Source organism: Micromonospora fiedleri (assembly GCF_016774385.1).
Classification (GTDB): domain Bacteria; phylum Actinomycetota; class Actinomycetes; order Mycobacteriales; family Micromonosporaceae; genus Micromonospora; species Micromonospora gifhornensis.
Genome location: NZ_JAETXL010000010.1, coordinates 123,026 through 145,324 on the forward strand (window position 1 = coordinate 123,026; position 22,299 = coordinate 145,324).

Sequence of the window (22,299 nt, forward strand, 5' to 3'; positions counted from 1 at the left end):
GCGGCCGTCTTCGGCACAAGCGTGGCGCGGCGGTCGGCCTCGGCCGACCGCCGCCCTCATGAGTCACGAGCCGAGTGGGACGCTCACGCTGACGTCGTCGCCCGTCCGGGTGGGCGGAATCGACGGCTGTTCGGCGGGGCCGGTCAGCGCCGCGACCGCGGCCAGCGCCGTGCGGGTGGTGACGAACGATGCCTCGATCTCCCGATCGTCGGACCGGTCACCGACGATCGTCCGCCTGACCAGGGCGAGCAGCTGCTGATGTCCCTTGCCTGCGGCCACCCGCCGTACCTCCCGGCCGTCGACCTCCAGCCGCCGGAAGTCGTCGATCAGTACGGTGTGTCCACGGCCGAGGATCTCCACCCGCTCCTTGGCGGTGCTCCGGTTGCCGCCGGTGCAGTAGCTGATCGTCGCGGTGGAGCCGTCCGGGTATCCGAGCAGGATGCTCACGTCCTCCTCCAGCCCCGGCTCACCCCGTCCGCCGCCGTACGCGTGCACCACGCTCGGCGCCGCCCCCACCAGCCACGACGCGAGGTCGATGAAGTGGCACACCTCGCCGCGAATCCGGCCGCCCTGCCGTCGGTCGTGATACCAGTGCGAGTCGGGCAACCGTCCCGCGTTGATCCGGTACGCGACCGTCACCGGCCCGCCACCGGCGGCCAGGATCTTCTTCGCGTGGCCCACCATCGGCGCGTACCGCCGGTTGAAGCCGACGAACAGGTGACCGGAGTTGCGGTGGTACGCGTCGACGACCTCGTCGAGTTCGTCCTGCGTCAACGCCAGTGGTTTCTCCACGAACACGTGCTTGCCGGCGTCCAGCGCCTGCCGGACCAGGCCGGCGTGCGAGTCGTGCCGGCTGAGGACGAACACCACGTCGATGTCGTCGCGGCCGATCAGGTCCGCCGCGGTCCCGACCACGAGCGGGATGTCGTTGCGCTCGGCGAGGTGTCGCGCGGACAGCCCCTTGGCGGAGGTGACGGCGGCGAGATCGTCCGCCCAGCCGGCGGCCTTGAGCGCGGGCAGGAACGTGGCCTTGGCGTACAGCCCGGCCCCGATCAGCCCGGCCCGGGGCCGCGACGAGGCACGGCGTGGACGCAGCAGCACCGCGTCGGCGCGGGATTCGGTCGGGGCCGCGTAGCTCAACTGCACCGCGAGCGAACGCGGATCGGCGGCCAGCGCCTCGTACGCCGCGGTCGCCTGCTCCACCTCGAACACGTGGGTGACCAGGTCGTCGACCGCGACCCGACCGCTGTCCACCAGGTCGAGGTAGGTCTCGATGTTGCCGCGCGCCGTCCAGCGCACGTGCCCGGCCGGGTAGTCGACGCCCCACTCCTCGTAGGCCCGGTCGTAACGGCCGGGACCGTAGCTGCGGGCGAACCGCAGGTCCAGTTCCCGCTCGTAAAAGGCCCGCCGGTCGAGTTCCAACCCGACGTCGCCGACCACGACCAGCCGGGCGCGGTCCCGGGCGATCTCGGCGCTGCGGGTGACCGGCCCCGAGGAGCGGGTCGCCGCGGTGATCAGGACCGCGTCGACGCCCCGCCCCCGGGTCAGCTCCATGATCTGTTCGGTGGTCGCCGCGCCGGCCTCGACCAGGCCGGTCGCACCACCGCTGGTGGCCAGTTCGGCCGTCCACTCGCGCAGGTCGACACCGATGACGCGAAGCCCCGAGGCGAGCGCCAACCGGACCGTCAGCTGCCCGACCAGACCGAGGCCGACGACGGCGACCGTGCCGCCCACTCCCACCTCGGCCTGTCGTAGTCCCTGCATCGCGATGGCCGCCACCGCACCGAAGGCGGCGGCCTGGTCCGACACCCCGTCGGGTACGGGGACCGCGAGCAGGCCGGGCACCGTCTGGTACTCGGCGTGCCCCGCCGAGGCCGTGGCCACCCGTATGCCCGGCCGGAGGCCGTCGGTGGCGGCACCGGCGGCGACCACCACACCGGTGGCGCTGTACCCCAGCGGCATGTCCTCGTCGAGCCGGCCCCGCACCGCCGCGAGCGTGGTACGCAGCCCGTCCGTGCGGGCCTTGTGCACGACCTGACGCACCAGGTCCGGCCGGGCCCGTGCCTTGCTGAGCAGGCTCGCCGACGCCAGTTCGCGGACGGCACGTTCGGTCCCGGCGGAGAGCAGGGACCGGCGTACGGCCACGAGCACCTCGGTGGCGGTCGGTTCGGGCTGCGGAACCTCGACGATCCTGACCTCGCCACCGGACACGGACTGGACGACCTGCTTCACGGGACCTGCCTTCGGGGAGAACACCTGGCGTCCGCGACAGCCAGCCCTTCCGGCGGTGCACACAGCGACGCCTCCGTCGCGCCAAATTGTACGGTGAATACCATTACCAAACCGGATAACTTGTATCATTGGCGCGTCATTGCACAATAGCTGCCGAATCATGCGAGGAATATTTGTCTACCGCCACGGTTCTGCACATCGCCGGCGCGCGTCCCAACTTTCCGAAAGCGGCACCGGTGATCCGTGCGCTCGACGGTCACGACGTCGCCCAGCGACTGGTGCACACCGGACAGCACTACGACGAGCGCATGTCCGACGTCTTCTTCCGGCAGCTCGGGCTCCCCGAACCGGACGAGAACCTGGCCGTCGGCTCCGGCAGCCACGGGCGGCAGACCGCCGACATGATGGTGCGGCTCGAAACGTCCTTCCAGGAGGCCGACCCCGACCTGGTGGTCGTCTACGGTGACGTCAACTCGACGCTGGCGGCCACCCTGGTCGCCACGAAGCTCGCCATCCCGGTGGCCCACGTGGAAGCCGGGCTGCGCAGCTTCAACCGGGCCATGCCGGAGGAGATCAACAGGCTGGTCACCGACCGGCTGTCGGAACTGCTCTTCGCCACCAGCCCGGACGCGCTGGTGCACCTCGGCAACGAGGGGATCGCCGCGGAGAAGGTGCACTTCGTCGGCAACCCGATGATCGACACGCTGCTGGCCAACCTGCCCCGCTTCGACGCGGCCGCCATCCGCGGCCAACTCGGCCTACCCGAGCGGTACGTGGTGGCCACCCTGCACCGACCGGCCAACGTGGATGATCCCGGTGACGCCGCCGAACTGGCCAAGGCCGTGCACGGCGTCGCCGACCAGATCGAGGTCGTGCTCCCGCTGCACCCGCGCGGCCGGCAACGACTCGCCGCAGCCGGCCTGTACCCGTACCCAGGGATCCGGGTCGTCGAACCCCTGGGCTACCTGGAGTTCCTCAGCCTCGTGCGCGGCGCCCGGGCGGTCGTCACCGACTCCGGTGGCGTCCAGGAGGAGACGACGGTGCTGGGCGTGCCGTGCCTGACCCTGCGGGCCGAGACGGAACGCCCGGTGACCATCACCCACGGCACGAACCGGCTGGTGACCCGGGCCGGCCTGGTCGACGAGGTACGCGCCCTGCTGGCCACCGACCGACCCGCCGCCGACTGGCCGGTGCCGCCACTGTGGGACGGGCGAGCCGGTGAACGCATCGCCAAGGTGATCGCCGAATTCCTCCGCTGAGCGGGAGTCCACCGTCGAGACCGCCGGGCGTGGGCAGCCTTACCCGCCGGCGAGCACCGAGTCGACGACGTCCTTGGCCTCCTGCTGGATCCGGGCCAGATGCTCCGGGCCCTGGAAGGACTCGGCGTAGATCTTGTAGACGTCCTCGGTGCCGGACGGGCGAGCGGCGAACCAGCCCGACTCGGTGGTCACCTTCAGCCCACCGATCGGCGCCCCGTTGCCGGGCGCCGTGGTGAGCGTGGCGGTGATCGGCTCACCGGCGAGCTCGGTGGCGCGTACCTGCTCCGGGGAGAGCTTGCCGAGCACGGCCTTCTGCTCCCGGGTGGCCGGGGCGTCGATCCGGGCGTACGCGGGCGCGCCGAAACGTCCGGCCAACTCGGCCCAGTGCTCGCTCGGCGTACGGCCGGTCACCGCGATGATCTCGGAGGCGAGCAGGCAGAGCAGGATGCCGTCCTTGTCGGTGGTCCAGGTGCCGCCGTCGCGGCGCAGGAACGACGCCCCTGCGCTCTCCTCCCCACCGAAGCCGACCGTGCCGTCGAGCAGCCCGGGCACGAACCACTTGAAGCCGACCGGCACCTCCAGCAGCGGACGCCCGAGGTCGGCCGCCACCCGGTCGATCATCGAGGAGGAGACCAGGGTCTTGCCGACCGCCGCGGCCGGACCCCACTGCTCACGGGTGCCGAACAGGTGGGCGATCACCACGGCCAGGTAATGGTTCGGGTTCATCAGCCCAGCGTCCGGGGTGACGATGCCGTGCCGGTCGGCGTCGGCGTCGTTGCCGGTGGCCACCTGGTAGTCCGCGCGCATGGCGATCAGCGACGCCATCGCGTTCGGTGAGGAGCAGTCCATCCGGATCTTGCCGTCGCCGTCGAGGGTCATGAACCGCCAGGTCGGGTCGACGGTCGGGTTGACCACGCTCAGGTCGAGGCGGTGCCGGTCGGCGATCTCACCCCAGTAGGCGACGCTGGCGCCGCCGAGCGGGTCGGCGCCGATGCGGACCCCGGCGGCCCGGATCGCGTCCAGGTCGAGCACCGCCGGCAGGTCGTCGACGTACGCGCCGAGGAAGTCGTACGTGCCGGTGGTGTCGACGGCGCGGGCCCGCGCGTACGGGATGCGGCGCACCTCCTTTCCCCCGGCGGCCAGGATCGCGTTCGCCCGGTCCTGGATCCACTTCGTGGCGTCGGAGTCGGCCGGGCCGCCATGTGTGGGGTTGTACTTGAACCCACCGTCGTCCGGCGGGTTGTGCGACGGGGTGATCACGATGCCGTCGGCGAGCCCGGCGGTGCGGCCCCGGTTGTGGGTGAGGATTGCGTGCGACACCGCCGGGGTGGGGGTGTAGCCGTCGCGGCTGTCCAGCAGCACCGTGACCTCGTTGGCGGCGAGCACCTCCAGCGCGTCGACGGCGGCCGGCGCGGACAACGCGTGGGTGTCCCGGCCGAGGAAGAGCGGCCCGTCGACGCCCTGGGCCTGCCGGTAGTCGCAGAGCGCCTGGGTGACGGCGAGAATGTGGTCGGAGTTGAACGCGTTGCGCAGGCTCGACCCGCGATGCCCCGAGGTGCCGAAGGAGACCTGCTGGGCCGGGTCGGCGGGGTCCGGATGCTCGGCGTAGTAGGCAGTCACCAGTCGCGGAACGTCGACCAGATCGGCCGGCTGCGCCGGCTGCCCGGCACGAGGGTGACCACTCACTGTGCTTGCCTTTCGTTCGCGACTGCGGGGCTCGCAAGCTCACTCCTCGCGCTCACGGTTCCACCTTCTGACCTTTGCCGATGACGACGATGCCGTTGTCGGAGACGGTGTAGCGCTGCCGGTCGCGTTCCAGATCGACGCCGATCTCGGCGCCCTCGGGAACGTGGACATTCTTGTCCAGGATGGCCCGGCGCACCACCGCGTGTCGGCCGATCTCGACACCTTCCATCAGCACCGAGCCGTCCACGTGCGCCCAGGAGTGCACCTTCACCTTGGGCGAGACGATCGAGTTCTCCACAAGTGAGCCGGAGATCACTGCGCCGGGCGAGACCATCGAGGCGACCGCGCGACCGACCCGCTCGCCCCACTGGTGCACGAACTTGGCCGGCGGGTACGGCGGCTGCTCGGTGTAGATCGGCCAGTCGAAGTTGTAGAGGTTGAACACCGGGTGGACGTTGATCAGGTCCATGTGCGCGTCGTAGAAGGAGTCGAGGGTTCCCACGTCACGCCAGTAGCCCCGGTCCCGGTCGGTGCTGCCGGGCACCTCGTTGTCGCGGAAGTCGTAGACGTTCGCCTCGCCCCGCTCGACCAGCATCGGGATGATGCTGCCGCCCATGTCGTGCTTGCTGGACCGGTCCTCGGCGTCCCGCTCGACCGCGTCGATGAGCGCCCGGGTGGTGAAGACGTAGTTGCCCATCGAGGCGTAGATCTCGTCGGGCGCGTCGGGCAGCCCGACCGCGTCGGTGGGCTTCTCCCGGAAGGCCCGGATCCGTCGGCCGTCCTCGGCGACCTCGATGACACCGAACTGGTCGGCGGTGGACAGCGGCTGCCGGATGCCGGCCACGGTGACGCTGGCGCCGGAGGCGATGTGCTCCTCCACCATCTGCCGTGGGTCCATCCGGTAGATGTGGTCGGCACCGAAGACGATCACGTAGTCGGGCTGCTCGTCGTAGATCAGGTTGAAGCTCTGGTAGATCGCGTCGGCCGAGCCGGCGAACCACCACGGGCCGCGGCGCTGCTGCGCGGGCACCGGCGTGACGTAGTTGCCGAGCAGCGTCGACATCCGCCAGGTCTTGGTGATGTGCCGGTCGAGGGAGTGGGACTTGTACTGAGTCAGCACCACGATTTTCAGGTACCCGGCGTTGGCCAGGTTGGAGAGGACGAAATCGACCATGCGGTACATCCCGCCGAACGGGACGGCCGGCTTGGCCCGATCCGTGGTGAGCGGCATCAGACGCTTGCCCTCTCCGCCGGCCAGGACGATCGCGAGCACCTTCTCAGCCATGACCAGACGCTATCCATCCCGGTGCCGCTTCACCACTCGTACGGGCACACTTCTGCACTAGGGTGCCGGGCATGACCGACTCCACCCCGCTGCGCGTCGACCTGCTCACCCGGGAGTACCCGCCGGAGGTCTACGGCGGCGCCGGGGTGCACGTCGAGTACCTGGCCCGGGAGCTGCGTCGGCTCGCCGAGGTCCGGGTGCACTGCTTCGGCGCGCCGCGCAGTGAGCCGGGCGTGCGGGCGTACGCCGAACCGGCGGGTCTGGCCGGGACGAACCCGGCGCTGCGGACCATGGGGGTGGACCTGGAGATGGCCGCCGGGTGTGCCGGCACGGACGTGGTGCACAGCCACACCTGGTACGCCAACCTGGCCGGGCACACCGCGAAGCTGCTGTACGGGGTGCCGCACGTGGTGACCGCGCACAGCCTGGAGCCGCTGCGACCGTGGAAGGCCGAGCAGCTCGGCGGCGGCTACGCGCTCTCCTCCTGGTGTGAACGCACCGCGTACGAGTCGGCCGACGCGATCGTGGCGGTCAGCGCCGGCATGCGTGCTGACGTGCTGACCGCGTACCCGTCGGTGGATCCGGACCGGGTGCACGTGATCTACAACGGCATCGACACCGCGCAGTACGCCCCCGATCCGGGCACCGACGTGCTGGCCCGACTCGGCATCGACCCGGCCCTGCCCAGCGTGGTCTACGTCGGGCGGATCACCCGGCAGAAGGGCCTGCCGCACCTGCTGCGCGCCGCCCGCGACCTGCCCCCGGACACCCAACTGGTGCTGCTGGCCGGGGCACCGGACACGCCGGAGATCGCCGCCGAGGTGGAGGGTCTGGTCGCCGAGCTGCGGGCGAGCCGGTCCGGGGTGATCTGGGTGGCCGAGATGCTGCCCAAGCCCGAGGTGATCCAGGTGCTCACCCACGCCACCATCTTCGTCTGCCCGTCGGTGTACGAGCCGATGGGCATCGTCAACCTGGAGGCGATGGCCTGCGAGACCGCGGTGGTCGCCACCGCCACCGGCGGCATCCCCGAGGTGGTCGCCGACGGCGAGACGGGGCTGCTGGTCCCGATCGAGCAGGCCGGTCTGGACGGCACGCCGGTGGACCCGGCCCGCTTCGAGGCCGACCTGGCGGCGCGGATGAACGAGCTGCTGGCCTCCCCCGAGCGCGCCGCCGCGCTCGGTCGGGCCGGACGTCGCCGCGCGGTCGAGCACTTCTCCTGGGACGCCATCGCCGCCCGCACCCTCGCGCTCTACGAGGAGGTGAGGAAGGGCCCCCTGCCAACGCCCACGGTATAGACGAGCACCCCTCTCGCGCCCCACTGAGGGGACGTGGATACTCGCGGCCAGCCGGAGCAGGCCGGAGGGCCTGGGCGAGCGGCACGGTGGCAGCGGCCGTCACCCACGAGTCGTCGCCGGGCGAGCCATGACTACGCCTCGGGCGCGATCAGCGTCAAGGTCGGGAAATACGTGCGGTAGCGGCTGCTGTCGCGGGTGAGTAGCCGGTAGCGGCAAACCGCCGCGTGTGCCCCGATGTAAAAGTCGGCAATCGGCGAACGCTTGGCGCCGCCCTGCCTGCGGTATCGCGCGTACGCCTTGCCGGCGAGGAAGCCTGCGGAGTACGGCAGCTCCTCGCGGAGGAAGTCCGTGGCGGGCAGGGCATCGTCGAGGTCCTCAACCCGCGCGAACCGCACGGACACCTCGGCGTACACCATGGGGTTGATCACCAGCACGCCGGCGTCGCGCGCGGCAGCCAGTGCCTCAGCCGACCAGTCGGCCCACTTCGGATCGTCGGTGAAGATGTCCAGCAGGACGTTGGTGTCGACCAGAGTCGCGATCGTGTCGGGTGCCCGGTTGGCCACGCCCCGGATCCGTTCAGTCGCCACGAAGCAGATCCATCAGGTCGTCGGTCGACATGCCCTCCACCTCCCGGGCACCGCCCCGCCCACGCATGTGCCGAACCAGGCGTCGCCCACGGGTCTCGGCGTCCTCGACGCGCACGATGCGCAGGGCGCCACCCTCCTCGATCACGTCCACCTCGTCGCCCTCGTGCAAGTTGTGCCGAACGCGCAGCTCGGCCGGGATGGTCACCTGCCCCTTGCTGTTCAGCTTCATGGCTGCCCCCTGATACGTAATACACACGATACGTGTTACAAGCGGATGCCGACAGTGTGGCAGCATTTCCGAGCTAACGATCATGACCGGACACGTCATCCGGCCTGGAGCTGGCTCTTGACGTCGTCGTAGCCGGCCTGCGCGGGGGCGGCGGTCGGCGCGTAGTTCACCCGGATCACGCCCGTCGGGAAGACCTCCGTCGCCAGCACCTGCAGGTGATACCGGGCGTCGCCGTCATCGAACAGCCGGCGCCCCCTGCGCGCCGCGACGGGGTGCACCAGCAGGCGCAGCTCGTCGACCAGCCCCGCAGCGAGCAGCTGCCGCACCACGGAGATCGACCCGGGGATGAGGACGCCCCGGATACCGGCGTCGGCTCTGAGCGCGGCGACGGCGTCGACGAGGTCGCCCTCGATCAGCTCCGAGTTCCGCCAGGAGAACTGCAGCTGCTGGCGCGAGACGACCACCTTGCGCATGTCCCCGATCTGCTTGGCGAACGCCGCGTCCTCCCCGCCGGTGGCCTCGCGGTCGGGCCAGGCCCCGGCGAAGCTGTCGTAGGTTTTGCGGCCTATCAGCATCACGTCGGCCGTGGCGTAGTCCTCGTCGACGGCGCGGCCCATGTTGTCGTCGAAGTACGGGAAGTGCCAGTCGGGGTCGATCTCGGCTACCCCGTCGGCGGAGATGAACAGCGTGGAGACGACCTTGGCCATCGCCGTGGTCCTTTCGAGTCGAGCCAGCAGAGGTACGAGCACCGGACGCGGTCGAAGCGGGCAATCCGGATCGATGACATCGTGACGCACCCGTCCGACATTCCAGCCGGCCGACGGCAGGCCCAGCCGGCGGCCGATTATTGACGCTTCCTGCCAAACCGGCCTCTTCGCCGGCGTCCGCCGCGCCGGCATCCCGGTCTGGACCGAGACGGCGCTGGAGCGGCTCCTGGTCGAGGGGGACCGGGTCGTCGGCGCCGAGCTGCGCCACGGGGAGACGACATTCGCCGTACGGGCCGAGCGGGGTGTCGTGCTCGCCACCGGCGGCTTCGACCACGACCTGCCGCTGCGGCACGCCCACCACCACCGCGACCTGGGCGGCTGGAGCCTCGGCGCGGACAGCAACACCGGTGACGGGATCCCCGCCGCCCAGGAGGCGGGCGCCGGCACCGACCTGATGGAGCAGGCGTGGTGGTTCCCCGCCGTCGCGCCGGTCGGCGACGCCGCGCCGTCGGTGCTCCTCGCCGAGCGTTCCCTGCCCGGGTCGCTCATGGTGGACGGCACGGGCCGTCGGTTCGTCAACGAGTCCTGCGACTACATGACGTTCGGGCAGCGGGTGCTCGGCCTCGCCCGCGAAGGTGGGGCGCTGCCGACCATGTGGCTGGTCTTCGACAAGCGGTACCGCGACAGCTACGTCTTCGCCGGCACGCAGTTCCCCCGCGCCCCGCTGCCGAAGTCCTGGTACGCGGCGGGCATCGCGCACCGCGCGGGCACCCCCGGTGACCTCGCCCGGTCGATGGGTGTGGACGCCGACGCGCTGACCGCCACCCTGGCGCGGTTCAACAGGTTCGCCGCCGCCGGCGTCGACGACGACTTCGCGCGCGGCGCAAGCGCGTACGACCGCTACTACGGCGATCCGACGGTGACGCCGAACCCGAACCTGCGGCCCCTCCGGCAGGGCGCTGCGCGTGGTGGGGCGCTTCGGCAAGCGCTCGGCACCGTTCGCGTACGCGAGTTCGAAGCTGGCGGTGACGCGGTGGGCACGCCGCGCCGCGATCTCGCCGGAGTGGGCCGGCGTCGGCATCCGGGTGAACGTCCTGGCCCCCGGCATCATCGCCACCCCGCTGCTGGAGGAGCAGATGGCCCGGGGCGAGAAGGAGGCGGTCGAAGGGCTGCCGGTGCCGATCGGCGGGCGCGGCAACCCGGCGGACGTCGGCGAGTGGGTGGCGTTCATGCTCTCGCCGGCCGCCGACTTTCTCTGCGGTTCGGTGATCTTCCTGGACGGCGGTTCGGACGCCTACTTCCGCACCGACGACTGGCCCGTCTCGACCGGCCCGGTCGGGGTGCTGCGCTATCTGCGGCGCGCCAAGGCATGGCGGGCGCGGCGCTGACCGGCGTGGTGGAAGCAGCGCGCAATCGAGCGCGAAAGGATCTCGCGCAGTAGGTTGACGGGGTGACTGGACGGTTCCCGATCGAAGACGTCTCCCCCGTCGTCTCCTGCGGGCGTTACCCGGCCCGCGCGGTCGTCGGCGAACTCCTGCCGGTGTCGGCGACGGCGTACCGGGAGGGGCACGACGCGCTCGGCTGCAACGTGGTCTGGCTGGGCCCGGACGGGCGGGCCCGCCCGTTCACCCGGATGCACCCCGGCGAGCCCGGCCGGGACCGGTGGCACGCCACCATCACCCCGGACGCGGTCGGCGAGTGGGTCTTCACCGTGGAGGCGTTCAGCGACCCGTACCTGACCTGGCACAACGCGGTGACCAAGAAGATCGCCGCCGGCCAGAGCGCGGAAGACCTCGCCAACGACCTGGCCGAAGGCGTACGGGTGCTGCGCGCCGCCGCCGACCTGGTGCCGGCGGCCGAGCAGGCCCGGATCGCGCAGGCCGTCGCCGCCCTGGGTGACGCGACGTTGCCGCTGCCGCAGCGCAGCGCCCCGGCGCTGGCCCTGGCCGACCTGCTCTGGGCGCACCCGGTACGCGAGCTGGTCACCACCGGCGAGGAGTACCGCATCTGGGTGGACCGGGAGCGGGCGCTGTACTCCGCCTGGTACGAGTTCTTCCCCCGCTCGGAGGGGGCGATCCTGGCCACGGCCGAGACGCCGGCCCGTTCCGGGAGCTTCGCCACCGCCACCGAACGGCTGCCCGGGGTGGCCGACATGGGCTTCGACGTGCTGTACCTGCCGCCGATCCACCCGATCGGCCGGGTCAACCGCAAGGGCCCCAACAACAGCCTGGTCGCCGGGCCGGACGACGTGGGTTCGCCGTGGGCGATCGGCGCGGCCGAGGGCGGCCACGACGCCATTCACCCCGACCTGGGTACGCCGCAGGACTTCCGCGACTTCGTGGCCGCCGCCGCCGAACACGGCCTGGAGGTGGCGATGGACCTGGCGTTGCAGTGCGCGCCGGATCACCCGTGGGTCACCGAGCATCCGGAATGGTTCACCACCCGCGCCGACGGCAGCATCGCGTACGCGGAGAACCCGCCGAAGAAGTACCAGGACATCTACCCGCTGAACTTCGACAACGATCCCGAGGGCATCCGCGCCGAGGTGCTGCGGGTGGTGCGGCACTGGGTCGGCGAGGGCGTGAAGATCTTCCGGGTGGACAACCCGCACACCAAGCCGGTCGACTTCTGGCACTGGCTGATCTGGGAGGTCAAGCGGGTCGACCCGGACGTGCTCTTCCTCGCCGAAGCGTTCACCCGACCGGCGATGATGCACGGGCTGGCCAAGGTCGGCTTCACCCAGTCGTACACGTACTTCACCTGGCGGACCTCGGCCGCCGACATGCGGGAATACTGCGCGGAGCTGGTGGCGGCCGCCGACTACATGCGGCCGAACTTCTGGCCCAACACCCCCGACATCCTGCACGAGAGCCTGCAGCACGGCGGGCCGCCGATGTTCAAGATCCGGGCGGTGCTGGCCGCGCTGCTCTCCCCCTCCTGGGGCATGTACGCCGGCTTCGAGCTGTTCGAGCACGTCGCCCGCCCGGGCGCGGAGGAATACCTCGACAACGAGAAGTACGAGCTGCGGCCCCGGGACTGGGCGCAGGCCCAGGCGCAGGGGCGGTCGCTGGCGCAGTTCATCGCCACCCTGAACCGGGTGCGGCGGGAGAATCCGGCCCTGCACCGGCTGCGCAACCTGGTCTTCCACGACATCGACAACCCGGCGCTGCTGTGCTGGTCCAAACACGACCCGGTGACCGGCAACACGGTGCTGGTGGTCTGCTCCTTCGACTCGCACACCGTGCAGTGGGGCAACACCACGCTGGACATGCCGGCGCTGGGCCTGGACTGGCACGACCGGTTCACCGTGCACGACGAGTTGACCGGGGCCAATTACGACTGGGGGCAGCGCAACGCGGTCCGGCTCGACCCGTACCTGCAACCCGCCCACGTGCTCACCCTGCGCCGCCCCGCCACCACCGTGCCCGCCACCACCACCGAGCCCGCCACTGCCGCCGGTCCCCGTGGCGGCACCGCCTCCGCGACGAAGGACGACGCCCGATGGACCAGCTGATCTCCGGGGAGACCCACGACCCGCACGCCGTGCTCGGTGCCCACCCGGCGAACGGCCGTACGGTGATCCGCAGCCTGCGGCGGGGTGCGACCGACCTGTGCCTGCTGGTGGGTGAACAGCGGTACCCGATGACCCGGGTGCACGAGGTGGGCGTCTTCGAGGCGACCGTGCCCGGCGAGGTGCTCGACTACCGCATCGAGTGGGACGGGCAGCCGCACGACGACCCGTACCGGCACCCGCCGACCCTGGGCGAGCTGGACCTGCACCTGATCGGCGAGGGCCGGCACGAGCGGCTCTGGGAGGCCCTCGGCGCCCGCGTCCTCGACGGCGGAGTGGCGTTCACGGTCTGGGCCCCCAACGCCCGGGGCGTGCGGGTGGTCGGTGACTTCACCGGCTGGGCGCCCGACGACGGCTGGCCGATGCGGTCCCTGGGCTCCACCGGCGTGTGGGAGATCTTCGTGCCGGGGGTGCAGGTGGGGGCCCGGTACAAGTACCGGATCCTCGGCGCCGACGGTCACTGGCGGGACAAGGCCGACCCCCTGGCCGGGTACGCCGAGGTGCCGCCGGCCACCGCCTCGGTGGTGCACCGCTCGACGTACGAGTGGGGCGACGCGGACTGGCTGGCGCGGCGGGCGAAGCAGCAGCCGCACCAGGAGCCGATGAGCGTGTACGAGGTGCACCTCGGCTCGTGGCGGCCCGGCCTCGGCTACCGGGACCTGGCCGAGCAGTTGGCCGCGTACGTGACGGAACTGGGCTTCACCCACGTGGAGTTCCTGCCCGTGATGGAGCACCCGTTCGGCGGCTCCTGGGGCTACCAGGTCACCGGCTACTTCGCCCCGACCTCCCGCTTCGGTGACCCGGACGACTTCCGTTACCTGGTGGACCGGCTGCACGCCGCCGGCATCGGGGTGATCCTAGACTGGGTGCCGGCGCACTTCCCCAAGGACGAGTGGGCCCTCGCCCGCTTCGACGGCACCCCGCTCTACGAGCACCCCGACCCGCGTCGCGGCGAGCACCCGGACTGGGGCACGTACGTCTTCGACTTCGGTCGCCGCGAGGTGCGCAACTTCCTGGTCGCCAACGCGCTCTACTGGCTGGAGGAGTTCCATGTCGACGGGCTGCGGGTCGACGCGGTCGCCTCGATGCTCTACCTGGACTACTCCCGCAACGACGGGCAGTGGGTGCCCAACCAGTACGGCGGCCGGGAGAACCTGGAGGCCATCGCGTTCATGCAGGAGACCAACGCGACGGTCTACAAGCACCACCCCGGGGTGGTGATGATCGCCGAGGAGTCCACCGCCTGGCCGGGAGTGACCCGCCCGACAAGTGACGGCGGGCTCGGGTTCGGCTTCAAATGGAACATGGGCTGGATGCACGACACCCTGCTCTACACCTCGAAGGACCCGATCTACCGGCAGCACCACCACCATCAGCTCACCTTCTCCCTGGCGTACGCCTGGAGCGAGAACTACGTGCTGCCGATCAGCCACGACGAGGTGGTGCACGGCAAGGGCTCGCTGCTGAGCAAGATGCCCGGCGACCAGTGGCAACGACTGGCCAACGTCCGCGTGCTGCTGGCGTACATGTGGGCGCACCCGGGCAAGCAACTGCTGTTCATGGGCTGCGAGCTGGCCGACGACCGGGAGTGGAGCGAGGAGCGCGGCCTCGACTGGTACCTGCTGCACGACCCGGCCCGGGCCGGCGTGCAACGCCTGGTCGGCGACCTCAACCGGGTCTACCGGGACACCCCCGCGCTGTGGGCGCAGGACACCTCCCCCGCAGGTTTCCGCTGGCTCGCCGGTGACGACGTCGCCAACAACACGGTCTCGTTCGTCCGGATCGCCCCCGATGGGGCCACCCTGGTCTGCGTGGCCAACTTCTCCGCCCTGCCGCTGGAGGACTACCGCATCGGCCTACCGGCCGCCGGAGCCTGGGCCGAGGTGCTCAACACCGACGCCCACCCGTACGGCGGCTCCGGCGTCGGCAACCTCGGCACCGTGCACGCCGAGCCCGTCCCCTGGCACGGCCAACCCGCCTCGGTGACGCTGCGCGTCCCCCCACTCGGCGCCCTCTGGCTCCGCCCCGCGTGAACGGGCAACCCCGCGCGGGGTTGCCCGTTCACCAGCGATTCCGGCGACCGCCGGTACTCCCCCACAACCCCTTTGCTCTGCTTCAACCCACGCACCGTTCCTGACCGAAAACCTGTGCGTGGGTTGAAGCAGAGCAAAGGGGGACGTGAGAGGTCTCCGCAGCGCTGGGCTGCTCGGCCTGCGGGCCGCACGAGGGCTGGACGCCCGTGGGCTGGCCGCACGAAGGCTGGACGTCGCGGTGGTGCACTGGGTGCCGGGCTCGGGCGGCTCGGCACGCCACAGCAGACCGCCAGCCAGCTCCGCCAGCCCGCCGGGCAGCGCCGGCAACAACAGCCGCGGCACCAGAGCAGACCCACTCAGAGCGGCCAGAGCAGGCAGGGTGCCGGAGCAGGCTGACTCAGACCAGGCCGGCGCCGCGGAGCAGGGTCCACAGGCCCGCGCCGTCGGGGGCGGAGAGCCACTTCTGGCCTATCGGGCCCTCGGTCGGCTGGTCGTGCGGGACCGGCAGGCTGCCGGCGAGCACGGACTGGGCAGGCGAGAGGCGGCGGATCGCCACGGCGGCCACGTTGTCCGGGTGGGCGGCGGCGAACTCCCGGTAGATCTCCGGGTCGTGCTGGCCGTCGTCGCCGACGAGCAGCCAGCGTACGTCGGGGAATTCCTTGGCCAGCCGGGCCAGGGTGGCCCGCTTGTGTTCCCGGCCGCTGCGGAACCAGCGGTCCTGGGTGGGACCCCAGTTGGTGAGCAGCAGCGGTCCCGCCGGGTAGAGATGCCGGGACAGGAAGCGGGTGAGGGTCGGGGCGACGTTCCACGCGCCGGTGGACAGGTAGAACACCGGTGCGCCGGGGTGGGCGGTGACCAGCCGCTCGTACAGCACGGCCATGCCGGGCACGGCGGCGCGGGCGTGCTCGTCGAGAACGAACGTGTTCCAGGCGGCGAGCAGCGGGCGGGGCAGCGCGGTCACCATCACCGTGTCGTCGATGTCGGAGAGGATGCCGAAGCGGACCTCGGGATCCAGGATGCGTACCGGTGCCTCGACCGGTTCGGCGTCGGGCATGCTGAGCCGCACCGAGCCCCAGCCGGGAGGCAGATCCGCCTCGACGGTGGTGTCGATGAAACCGCTGCGGTCGGCCTGTGCCTCGTGCACCACCCCACCGGTCTCGATGGTCACCGTGACGTGCTTGGCCGGCAGGGTGGTGAAGCTGCGCCAGCCTCGGACCTTCTCCAGCCGCCCCCGTTGCCGGGTGTCCGGTCGGCCCAGCAGCACCCGGCACATCACCCGCGCCCAACCGGGCGCGCCGTAGCCGGTGTAGGCGATGATGTTGGTCCGCCAGCCCGTCCGCCGGAGTCGGCGTTCGACCAGCTTGTGCACGGCGTCCTCGATCCGCGCGGCCCGATGCAGGTTCGGTATGGCCAACTGGCCTGCGGGTGTGGATGGCACGTCTGCAACCCTGCCACACCCCGCCGACCCCGGCCACGCGAGACCCGGGCTTCTTGATCGTCTCCGCTCGAGCTGCCCCGCGGGGCACGGCGGCGGGAATGAAGACGATCAAGGGCAACCGCGCCCGGGGCGACTGCCGAGCGTGAAACACTCCGGTCGGGACGACGACGGGGGCGATGGTCGTGCCACAGGCAGAGTCGCGGGCACAGCGACGGCGCGGGCGGTGGCAGCCACGGCTGGACCGGCCCGCCCTGGTCGCGCTGATCCTCGGCGTGCTCGGGGTCGGCTACCGGTTGTATCTGGTGCTGAACACCGTGCCGGTGGCCAACAGTGACGAAGCGACCTTCGGGCTGGCCGCCCTGCACATCGCCCAGGGCCGGGAACATCCGGTCTTCCTGTACGGCCAGCGGTACATGGGCATGCTGCAGTCCTACCTGGCGGCGCCCCTGCTCGCGGTCACCGGGCCGAGTTGGCCGGCGCTGCGGCTGCCGGTGCTCGCGCTCTACGCGCTGTTCCTCTGGCTGATCCACCGACTGACCCGGCGGATCGGCTCACCATGGTTCGCCACCGCGATCGTCGGTCTGCTGGCGCTCGGCTCCGAGCGGGTCATCCGCGACCAGGTGACGACGGTCGGTGGCCGGCCGGAGGTCAAGGTCGCCGTGCTGGTGATGCTGCTGATCGTGGTGGGGTTGGCCCGCGGCACGGTGCGGCACCGTCGGTGGGCCGTGGGCGGCTTCGGGCTGCTCGCCGGGCTGGCCCTGTGGTCGGACTGGCTGATCGCGCCGTACCTGGCGGTGGCCGGGGCGGCCCTGCTCTGGGTGCTGCGCCGGGAACTGCTCGGTGGGGCCGGTCTGCTGCTGGTCGTCGGGTTCGGCGTCGGGATCGCCCCGATGATCCGCGACAACCTGGTGGCCCCGGCCGGGCAGGATTCCCTGTCGGTGCTGGGCCGCATCAGCGGCGCGCAGGGGCCGTCCCCGATGTGGGGGCAACGGCTCGACGGCGGGCTGCTGGAGGGGGTGCCACTGGCCGCCGGGCTGTGCCCGATGACCGGCTGTGCCGGCTGGCAGGAGTGGTTCGGCCTGCTCTACCCGGTGCTGCTGGTCGTCGCGGCGGTGCTCGCCGGGCTCGCGTACCGCCGCCGGGTCGGACGCGGTGAGCGGGTGGTGGCGGTGGTGCATCTCGCGCTGCTCGTCGGCGCGGCGGCGACCCTGCTGGCGTACGTGCGCAGTTCGCTCGCCGCGACGGATCCGCTGGGCAACGCCCGCTACCTGTCGGTGCTGCAACTGTCGCTACCGGCGGTGCTGTGGCCGCTGTGGGTGGCGGCGGTGGCGTGCGCGCGCGGCACGGTCGGCGCTGCCGGTCGGCTCGTCGGCGCGCTGGCGACCGCGCTGCTGGCCGCGTTGGCGGCGACGTCGCTGGTGGTCACCGTGCTGTTCGCCACCGTCGGCGCGGCACCGGGCCGGGTTCAGGAGCGCGAGTCCCGCCAACTCGCGGACACGGTCCGTGCCGCCGGGCTGCGTGAGGTGTACGGCGAGTACTGGACGTGCAACCGGCTGGTCTTCAACACCGGCGAGCAGGTGGTCTGTGGTGTGCTCGACGGTGAGCTGCATCCCGGGCAGAACCGCTACCCGGCGTACTGGTGGCGGCTGGCTCGTGCGGCACGGCCCGGCTACGTGCTGGAGGCCGGCGGGTCGGCGGACCGACGCCTGCGGGAGTTGCTCGGCGAGGGGGCGGACGCCGCGTTGCTGGCCGAGGTCGGCGGCTTCCGCGTCTACCACCCGCCGACGCCGCTGCGGCCGTGGCGGTGAGCCGGGTCGTACGCTGGCCGGACCCCCGGCGCGGATGGTGCGGTCCGGGACGTCGAGGAGTCTGTCGATGCTCATCCTGCTGCCGCCCTCGGAGGGCAAGGCCGAGGCCGGCGCCGGTCGCCGCCTGGACCTGACCCGGCTCTCGCTGCCGGAGCTGAACCCCGTCCGCGAACAGGTGCTCGCCGCGTTGCTGACGCTGCGCGCGGGGCCGGCGGAGGCGGCGTTGACCGCGCTCGGGCTCGGCAGCGGCCAGCAGGGTGAACTTCGCCGCAACGCCCGCCTGGAGCGGGCGGCCACCGCACCGGCGGGCCGGATCTACACCGGGGTGCTCTACGAGGCGCTGGACCTGGCCACCCTCCCGGCGGCGGCGCAGCGTGCGGCGGCCCGGCAGGTGTTGATCTCCTCCGGCCTGTGGGGGGCGGTCCGGTTGACCGACCGCATTCCGCCGTACCGCTGCCCGATCGGGGCCCGGCTGCCCGGCGTCGGCGCGCTGCCCGCGCTCTGGCGGCCGGTGTTGGGGCCGGCATTGACCTCGGCGGCGGGTACCGGACCGGTGCTCGACCTGCGTTCCGGTGCCTACGCCGCTGCCTGGACGCCCCGTGGCGAGCTGGCGGAACGCACCGTCACCGTCCGGGTGCTGCACGAGCGGGAGGTCGACGGGACAGCGGTGCGTTCGGTGGTGAGCCACTTCAACAAGGCCACCAAGGGTCGGCTGGTGCGTGATCTGCTGCTGCACGACGTCCGGGCGCGCAGCGCCGACGCGCTGGTGGGCGCGCTGCGCGACCTGAAATACACGGTGTGCGAGCAGCCGTCGGCACCGGGACGGTCACGGCAGATCGACGTTGTCGTGTCGGCCCTGTAACCAGCCGCAAGATTTCCTCAAGGCTGGGCCTGATCGGTACCACAGCAGGGCGTCTCGGGTCACCGTTATGACACCCGACACCACGAGGAGGCCCTCCGGGTGGTTGCCGAACCGATTCTGCTCGACCGACCCCGCTCGCCGTCGACCCTGCCGCCGCTGGACTGGACGACGCTGGCCGACGCCTTCGAAGCAGCCTGCCTGCTGCGCTGCATGCCGCCGCCGGCCACGCCCGGTCAACGCCACGCCGGGCAGCGTCCCAGCCTGCCCACCGCGATCGAGTTCAACCGGGAGGAGGCGGCCCGGCGTACGCGACAACTGCTGGACCGGCTCGGTATCCCGGTACAGCACGAGTTGGCCGTCGGTGGCCTGCGTCGCCGCTACGAGTTGCACCGGCTGCACGTGGACCGTGACGCGCGATCCGACTACACGGCGCTGATGGAGAACGGCTGGCACCGGGGCCGACGGGAACTGCTCGGCGGCCCGGCGCCGGGCGCCTCGACGGCCCGCCGTCAGTGGCGCACCCGGTTGGCCTCCGCTGCCTGGCGGGCCGCGCTGCTGGCCGGTGGACGACACGTACGCCGGCACATCCTCGGGGTACGGATCACCGACCGGGAACTCGCCGCCGTGCTGGTCCGTGGCGCCGCCCTGCTCGACGTACCGGCGCTGCTGCGCGCCGGCACCGGTTGTTACCTGGTCAGCGTCGCCCACGGCCCGGACCGCGACCGGATCCTGCACCATGCCGGTGAGGAGGTGGCCCACCGCCCGGTCGCCTGAGTAAACGACCCGGTCAGGGCAAACTGCACCGCGGTTGGGACGAACTCCGCCACCCTGGGGTTGCGCCACAGGGGTCCGGCGGCGCACAGTGCTGCCCGTGACCCGTACCCGGTATGCTGCCCGAGACCGGCGGCCCGTCGCCAGCACGGTCGTCCTGGTCGCCGTGCTGCTGGGGCTGCCCAGCCTCAGCGCCTGCCGGGACGATCCCGACGATACGGTACGCATCCGCATCGCCACCGGCAGCCCGACCGCCGTCTACCACGCCTTCGGCACGTCGCTGGCCACCATTTTGAACCGGGAACTGCCCAACGTACGCGCTGAGGTGTTGGTCACCGCCGCCTCGGTGGAGAACGTCCGGCTGCTCAAGGCCGGCGAGGTCGAGCTCGGGTTCACCCAGGCCGACGTGCTGCCGGCCTATCCGGGGCCGGATCCGCCGGTGGTGGCGGTCGCCCGGGTCTACGACGACCTGTTGCACCTGGTCACCACCGCCGCCAGCCCGATCCGCAAGCTGACCGACCTGGCGGGTCGGCGGGTGTCCATCGGCGCGGCCGGCTCCGGCACGGAGATCACGGTCAACCGGCTGCTCACCGTGGCCGGGCTGGACGACGCCGGGCTGCACCGGGTGCAGCTCGGTCTGGACGACTCGGTGAGCGCGCTGCGCCGTGGTGAGATCGACGCCTTCTTCTTCTCCGGCGGTCTGCCGGTGCGGGCCGTGGCCCAGTTCGTCGAGGACACTCCGGCCCGCATCGTCGACCTCGGCGAGTGGACGGTGCCGCTGCGCCGGGGCAACCGGGAGGTGTACGTGCCCCGGGACATCCCCCGGTCGGTGTACGGCATGGATCCGGTCACCGCCGTGGCCAACCCCAACTACCTGCTGGTCCGGGCCGACCTGCCGGAGGACCTGGTCCGTCAGGTGACCCGGCTGCTGATGGAGCGCCGCGCCGAGTTGGCCGAGGCGCACCCGGCGGCCGGGCGGATCAGTGCCCGGTCGGCGATCGCCACCCCGCCGCTGCCGCTGCATCCGGGTGCCGCCGAGTACTACCGCGACAGCAAACCCTGACCGGGCCGGTCAGCCGGATCGCACGGCCGACTCCAGTTCGGCGGGCGGGCCGTCGGCAGCGGGTGGCACGTCGAGGTCCGACGACTCGGCCGAGGTGGACGGCTCGTCGGGGGCGGGGAACCACAGCGCGGCGACCAGTCCACGGGGCGAGTTCGGCTGCATGGTGAGGCGACCGTCGGAGGCGTCGACCAGCACCGCGGCGATGGTCAACCCCAGCCCGGCGCCGTCGACGTTCTGCACCTCCGGGGCCCGCCAGAACCGCTCGGTCGCCTGGCCGAGCTGACTGGGGGTCATGCCGGGGCCGGTGTCGCGTACCTCCAGCGCGCAGCCTCCGTCGCGGGCCGTGACGGTCACCGTCACCTCGCCGCCCGCGCCGCTGAACTTCACCGCGTTGTCGATCAGCGCGTCGAGTGCCTGGTCGATCGCGGTCGGCACGGTCTGGGCGTAGACCGGGGCCGGGCCGGTGGTCAGCCGCAGCGTCACCGACCGGTACCGGGCCAGCGGCTCCCACGCCGCCACCCGGGACTCGGCCACCTCCACCGCGTCCACGGTCACCCGCTGGTTCTCCCGGCGCTCGGCCCGGGCCAGGGTGAGCAGCCCGTCCAGCAGCAGGGTGAGCCGGTCGGTCTCCTCCAACGCGAGCTGGTGTTCGGCGCGGCCATCCTCGTCGGTCAGGCTCGGCCCGAGTTCCTCCACCCGCAGCCGCAGCGCGGTCAGCGGGTTGCGCAGCTGATGGCTGGCGTGGGCGACGAAGGCCCGCTGCCGGTCCATCACGTCGGACACCACGTCGGCCATGTGGTTGAAGCTCGCCGCCAGCCGACGCAGCTCCGGCGGGCCGAGCCGGTGCTGCACGCGGGCGCCCCGGTCCCCCTCGGCGATCTCGTGGGTCACCGCGTCGAGTTCGGTGATCGGGCGCAGCACCCAGCCGGCCAGCCCGAACGCGGTCAGGACGCAGGCCAGCACGGCGACCAGGCCGCTGCCGGTCAGCAGCAGCCACCAGGTCGTCACCGTACGACGAACTCCGTCGGACGGACTGGCGGTGATCACCGCCCCGAGGACCTCGCCACCGTCGTTGATCGGCACCGCCACCACGATCGGGTCGTCCACCCACGGCCAGACCGAGTCGGGCCGGCTGGTCTGCTGCCCGGACAACGCGACGTCCAGCGCCTCCCGGGTGCCCAGGGTCCACTGCCAGCCCGGCGACGGGATCACCGCCGCGCCGTCGCGGTCGACCACCGCCGCGTTGATGCTGTACAGCCCCTCGTAGCTGGTCAGTTCGCTGGCCAGCGGGCCGGTCGTGCCGTCGCGCAACGCCGGCCCGGCCAGCGAGGCGAACCGGGTGGCGTCGGCGATCCGGTCGGCCCGGATCCGGTCGGTCTCCCGGGTGGCCAGCGTCATCGCCAGCGGCGTCCCCAACGCCACCAGCACCAGCACCATCAGCAGCAGATAGCTGATCACCAGGCGGCGTCGCAC

At 71.8% G+C, this 22,299-nt stretch carries 17 protein-coding genes and 1 pseudogene; 10 read left to right on the forward strand and 8 right to left on the reverse strand.

Going from position 1 to position 22,299, the window contains the following annotated elements; all coding sequences use genetic code 11:
• Nucleotides 1–63: 63 nt before the first annotated feature.
• Complete coding sequence (locus tag JMF97_RS25445; protein WP_203223811.1) at nucleotides 64–2,232, reverse strand: Gfo/Idh/MocA family oxidoreductase; 2,169 nt, start codon at nucleotides 2,230–2,232, stop codon at nucleotides 64–66.
• A gap of 173 nt (nucleotides 2,233–2,405) precedes the next feature.
• Between JMF97_RS25445 and wecB the strand changes: the two genes are divergently transcribed.
• Nucleotides 2,406–3,491, forward strand: coding sequence for a non-hydrolyzing UDP-N-acetylglucosamine 2-epimerase (gene wecB, locus JMF97_RS25450; protein WP_203223812.1), 1,086 nt, complete (start codon nucleotides 2,406–2,408; stop codon nucleotides 3,489–3,491).
• 39 nt (nucleotides 3,492–3,530) lie between these two features.
• Here the strand turns inward: wecB and pgm are convergent, their stop codons facing one another.
• Nucleotides 3,531–5,177 carry a phosphoglucomutase (alpha-D-glucose-1,6-bisphosphate-dependent) gene (gene pgm / locus JMF97_RS25455; RefSeq protein ID WP_203223813.1) on the reverse strand — a complete coding sequence of 549 codons (1,647 nt, stop codon included), beginning with the start codon at nucleotides 5,175–5,177 and terminating at the stop codon, nucleotides 3,531–3,533.
• A gap of 52 nt (nucleotides 5,178–5,229) precedes the next feature.
• The gene (glgC, locus tag JMF97_RS25460; RefSeq protein WP_203223814.1) at nucleotides 5,230–6,462 is read right to left on the reverse strand and encodes a glucose-1-phosphate adenylyltransferase; all 1,233 of its coding nucleotides are present in this window, start codon (nucleotides 6,460–6,462) and stop codon (nucleotides 5,230–5,232) included.
• A gap of 71 nt (nucleotides 6,463–6,533) precedes the next feature.
• On the opposite strand from glgC, the gene glgA reads away from it, so the two are divergent.
• Nucleotides 6,534–7,757 carry a glycogen synthase gene (gene glgA / locus JMF97_RS25465; protein ID WP_238360118.1) on the forward strand — a complete coding sequence of 408 codons (1,224 nt, stop codon included), beginning with the start codon at nucleotides 6,534–6,536 and terminating at the stop codon, nucleotides 7,755–7,757.
• 131 nt (nucleotides 7,758–7,888) lie between these two features.
• Here glgA and JMF97_RS25470 read toward each other — a convergent pair whose 3' ends face one another.
• From JMF97_RS25470 to JMF97_RS25480, 3 genes are all read right to left on the reverse strand, one after another.
• Nucleotides 7,889–8,320 carry a type II toxin-antitoxin system VapC family toxin gene (locus JMF97_RS25470; protein ID WP_307817104.1) on the reverse strand — a complete coding sequence of 144 codons (432 nt, stop codon included), beginning with the start codon at nucleotides 8,318–8,320 and terminating at the stop codon, nucleotides 7,889–7,891.
• Nucleotides 8,321–8,333: 13 nt separating this feature from the next.
• On the reverse strand, nucleotides 8,334–8,573 hold the full coding sequence (locus JMF97_RS25475; protein WP_126712329.1) for an AbrB/MazE/SpoVT family DNA-binding domain-containing protein: 240 nt from the start codon (nucleotides 8,571–8,573) through the stop codon (nucleotides 8,334–8,336).
• A 95-nt stretch (nucleotides 8,574–8,668) separates the two neighbouring features.
• Complete coding sequence (locus JMF97_RS25480) at nucleotides 8,669–9,280, reverse strand: dihydrofolate reductase family protein (protein WP_203223816.1); 612 nt, start codon at nucleotides 9,278–9,280, stop codon at nucleotides 8,669–8,671.
• A 139-nt stretch (nucleotides 9,281–9,419) separates the two neighbouring features.
• Here JMF97_RS25480 and JMF97_RS25485 point away from each other — a divergent pair.
• From JMF97_RS25485 to glgB, 4 genes and pseudogenes are all read left to right on the forward strand, one after another.
• A pseudogene (locus JMF97_RS25485) lies at nucleotides 9,420–10,166 on the forward strand (FAD-binding protein); the annotation flags it as partial.
• Between the two features lie 139 nt (nucleotides 10,167–10,305).
• Nucleotides 10,306–10,668, forward strand: coding sequence for an SDR family oxidoreductase (locus tag JMF97_RS25490; protein WP_307817110.1), 363 nt, complete (start codon nucleotides 10,306–10,308; stop codon nucleotides 10,666–10,668).
• Nucleotides 10,669–10,730: 62 nt separating this feature from the next.
• A complete protein-coding gene (locus JMF97_RS25495) occupies nucleotides 10,731–12,794 on the forward strand; it encodes an alpha-1,4-glucan--maltose-1-phosphate maltosyltransferase (protein ID WP_203223817.1) in 2,064 nt (687 codons plus the stop codon).
• Nucleotides 12,782–14,884 (forward strand): 1,4-alpha-glucan branching protein GlgB, encoded by a 2,103-nt coding sequence (glgB, locus tag JMF97_RS25500; protein WP_203223818.1) that lies wholly within the window; start codon nucleotides 12,782–12,784, stop codon nucleotides 14,882–14,884. The genes JMF97_RS25495 and glgB overlap by 13 nt, the downstream gene beginning before the upstream one ends.
• A gap of 397 nt (nucleotides 14,885–15,281) precedes the next feature.
• Here glgB and JMF97_RS25505 read toward each other — a convergent pair whose 3' ends face one another.
• Entirely contained in the window at nucleotides 15,282–16,322 is a 1,041-nt protein-coding gene (locus JMF97_RS25505; RefSeq protein ID WP_203223819.1) for an App1 family protein phosphatidate phosphatase, read from the reverse strand.
• Nucleotides 16,323–16,498: 176 nt separating this feature from the next.
• Here JMF97_RS25505 and JMF97_RS25510 point away from each other — a divergent pair, with 176 nt between their 5' ends.
• The 4 genes from JMF97_RS25510 (at nucleotide 16,499) to JMF97_RS25525 (ending at nucleotide 20,826) form a co-directional block, all read left to right on the forward strand.
• Nucleotides 16,499–18,130, forward strand: a complete 1,632-nt coding sequence (locus JMF97_RS25510) for an ArnT family glycosyltransferase (RefSeq protein WP_203223820.1) — start codon at nucleotides 16,499–16,501, stop codon at nucleotides 18,128–18,130.
• A gap of 67 nt (nucleotides 18,131–18,197) precedes the next feature.
• A complete protein-coding gene (gene yaaA / locus JMF97_RS25515; protein WP_203223821.1) occupies nucleotides 18,198–18,992 on the forward strand; it encodes a peroxide stress protein YaaA in 795 nt (264 codons plus the stop codon).
• A 99-nt stretch (nucleotides 18,993–19,091) separates the two neighbouring features.
• Nucleotides 19,092–19,766 (forward strand): hypothetical protein, encoded by a 675-nt coding sequence (locus JMF97_RS25520; RefSeq protein WP_203223822.1) that lies wholly within the window; start codon nucleotides 19,092–19,094, stop codon nucleotides 19,764–19,766.
• Between the two features lie 97 nt (nucleotides 19,767–19,863).
• A complete protein-coding gene (locus tag JMF97_RS25525; protein WP_203223823.1) occupies nucleotides 19,864–20,826 on the forward strand; it encodes a TAXI family TRAP transporter solute-binding subunit in 963 nt (320 codons plus the stop codon).
• 9 nt (nucleotides 20,827–20,835) lie between these two features.
• Here JMF97_RS25525 and JMF97_RS25530 read toward each other — a convergent pair whose 3' ends face one another.
• Complete coding sequence (locus JMF97_RS25530) at nucleotides 20,836–22,299, reverse strand: sensor histidine kinase (RefSeq protein WP_203223824.1); 1,464 nt, start codon at nucleotides 22,297–22,299, stop codon at nucleotides 20,836–20,838.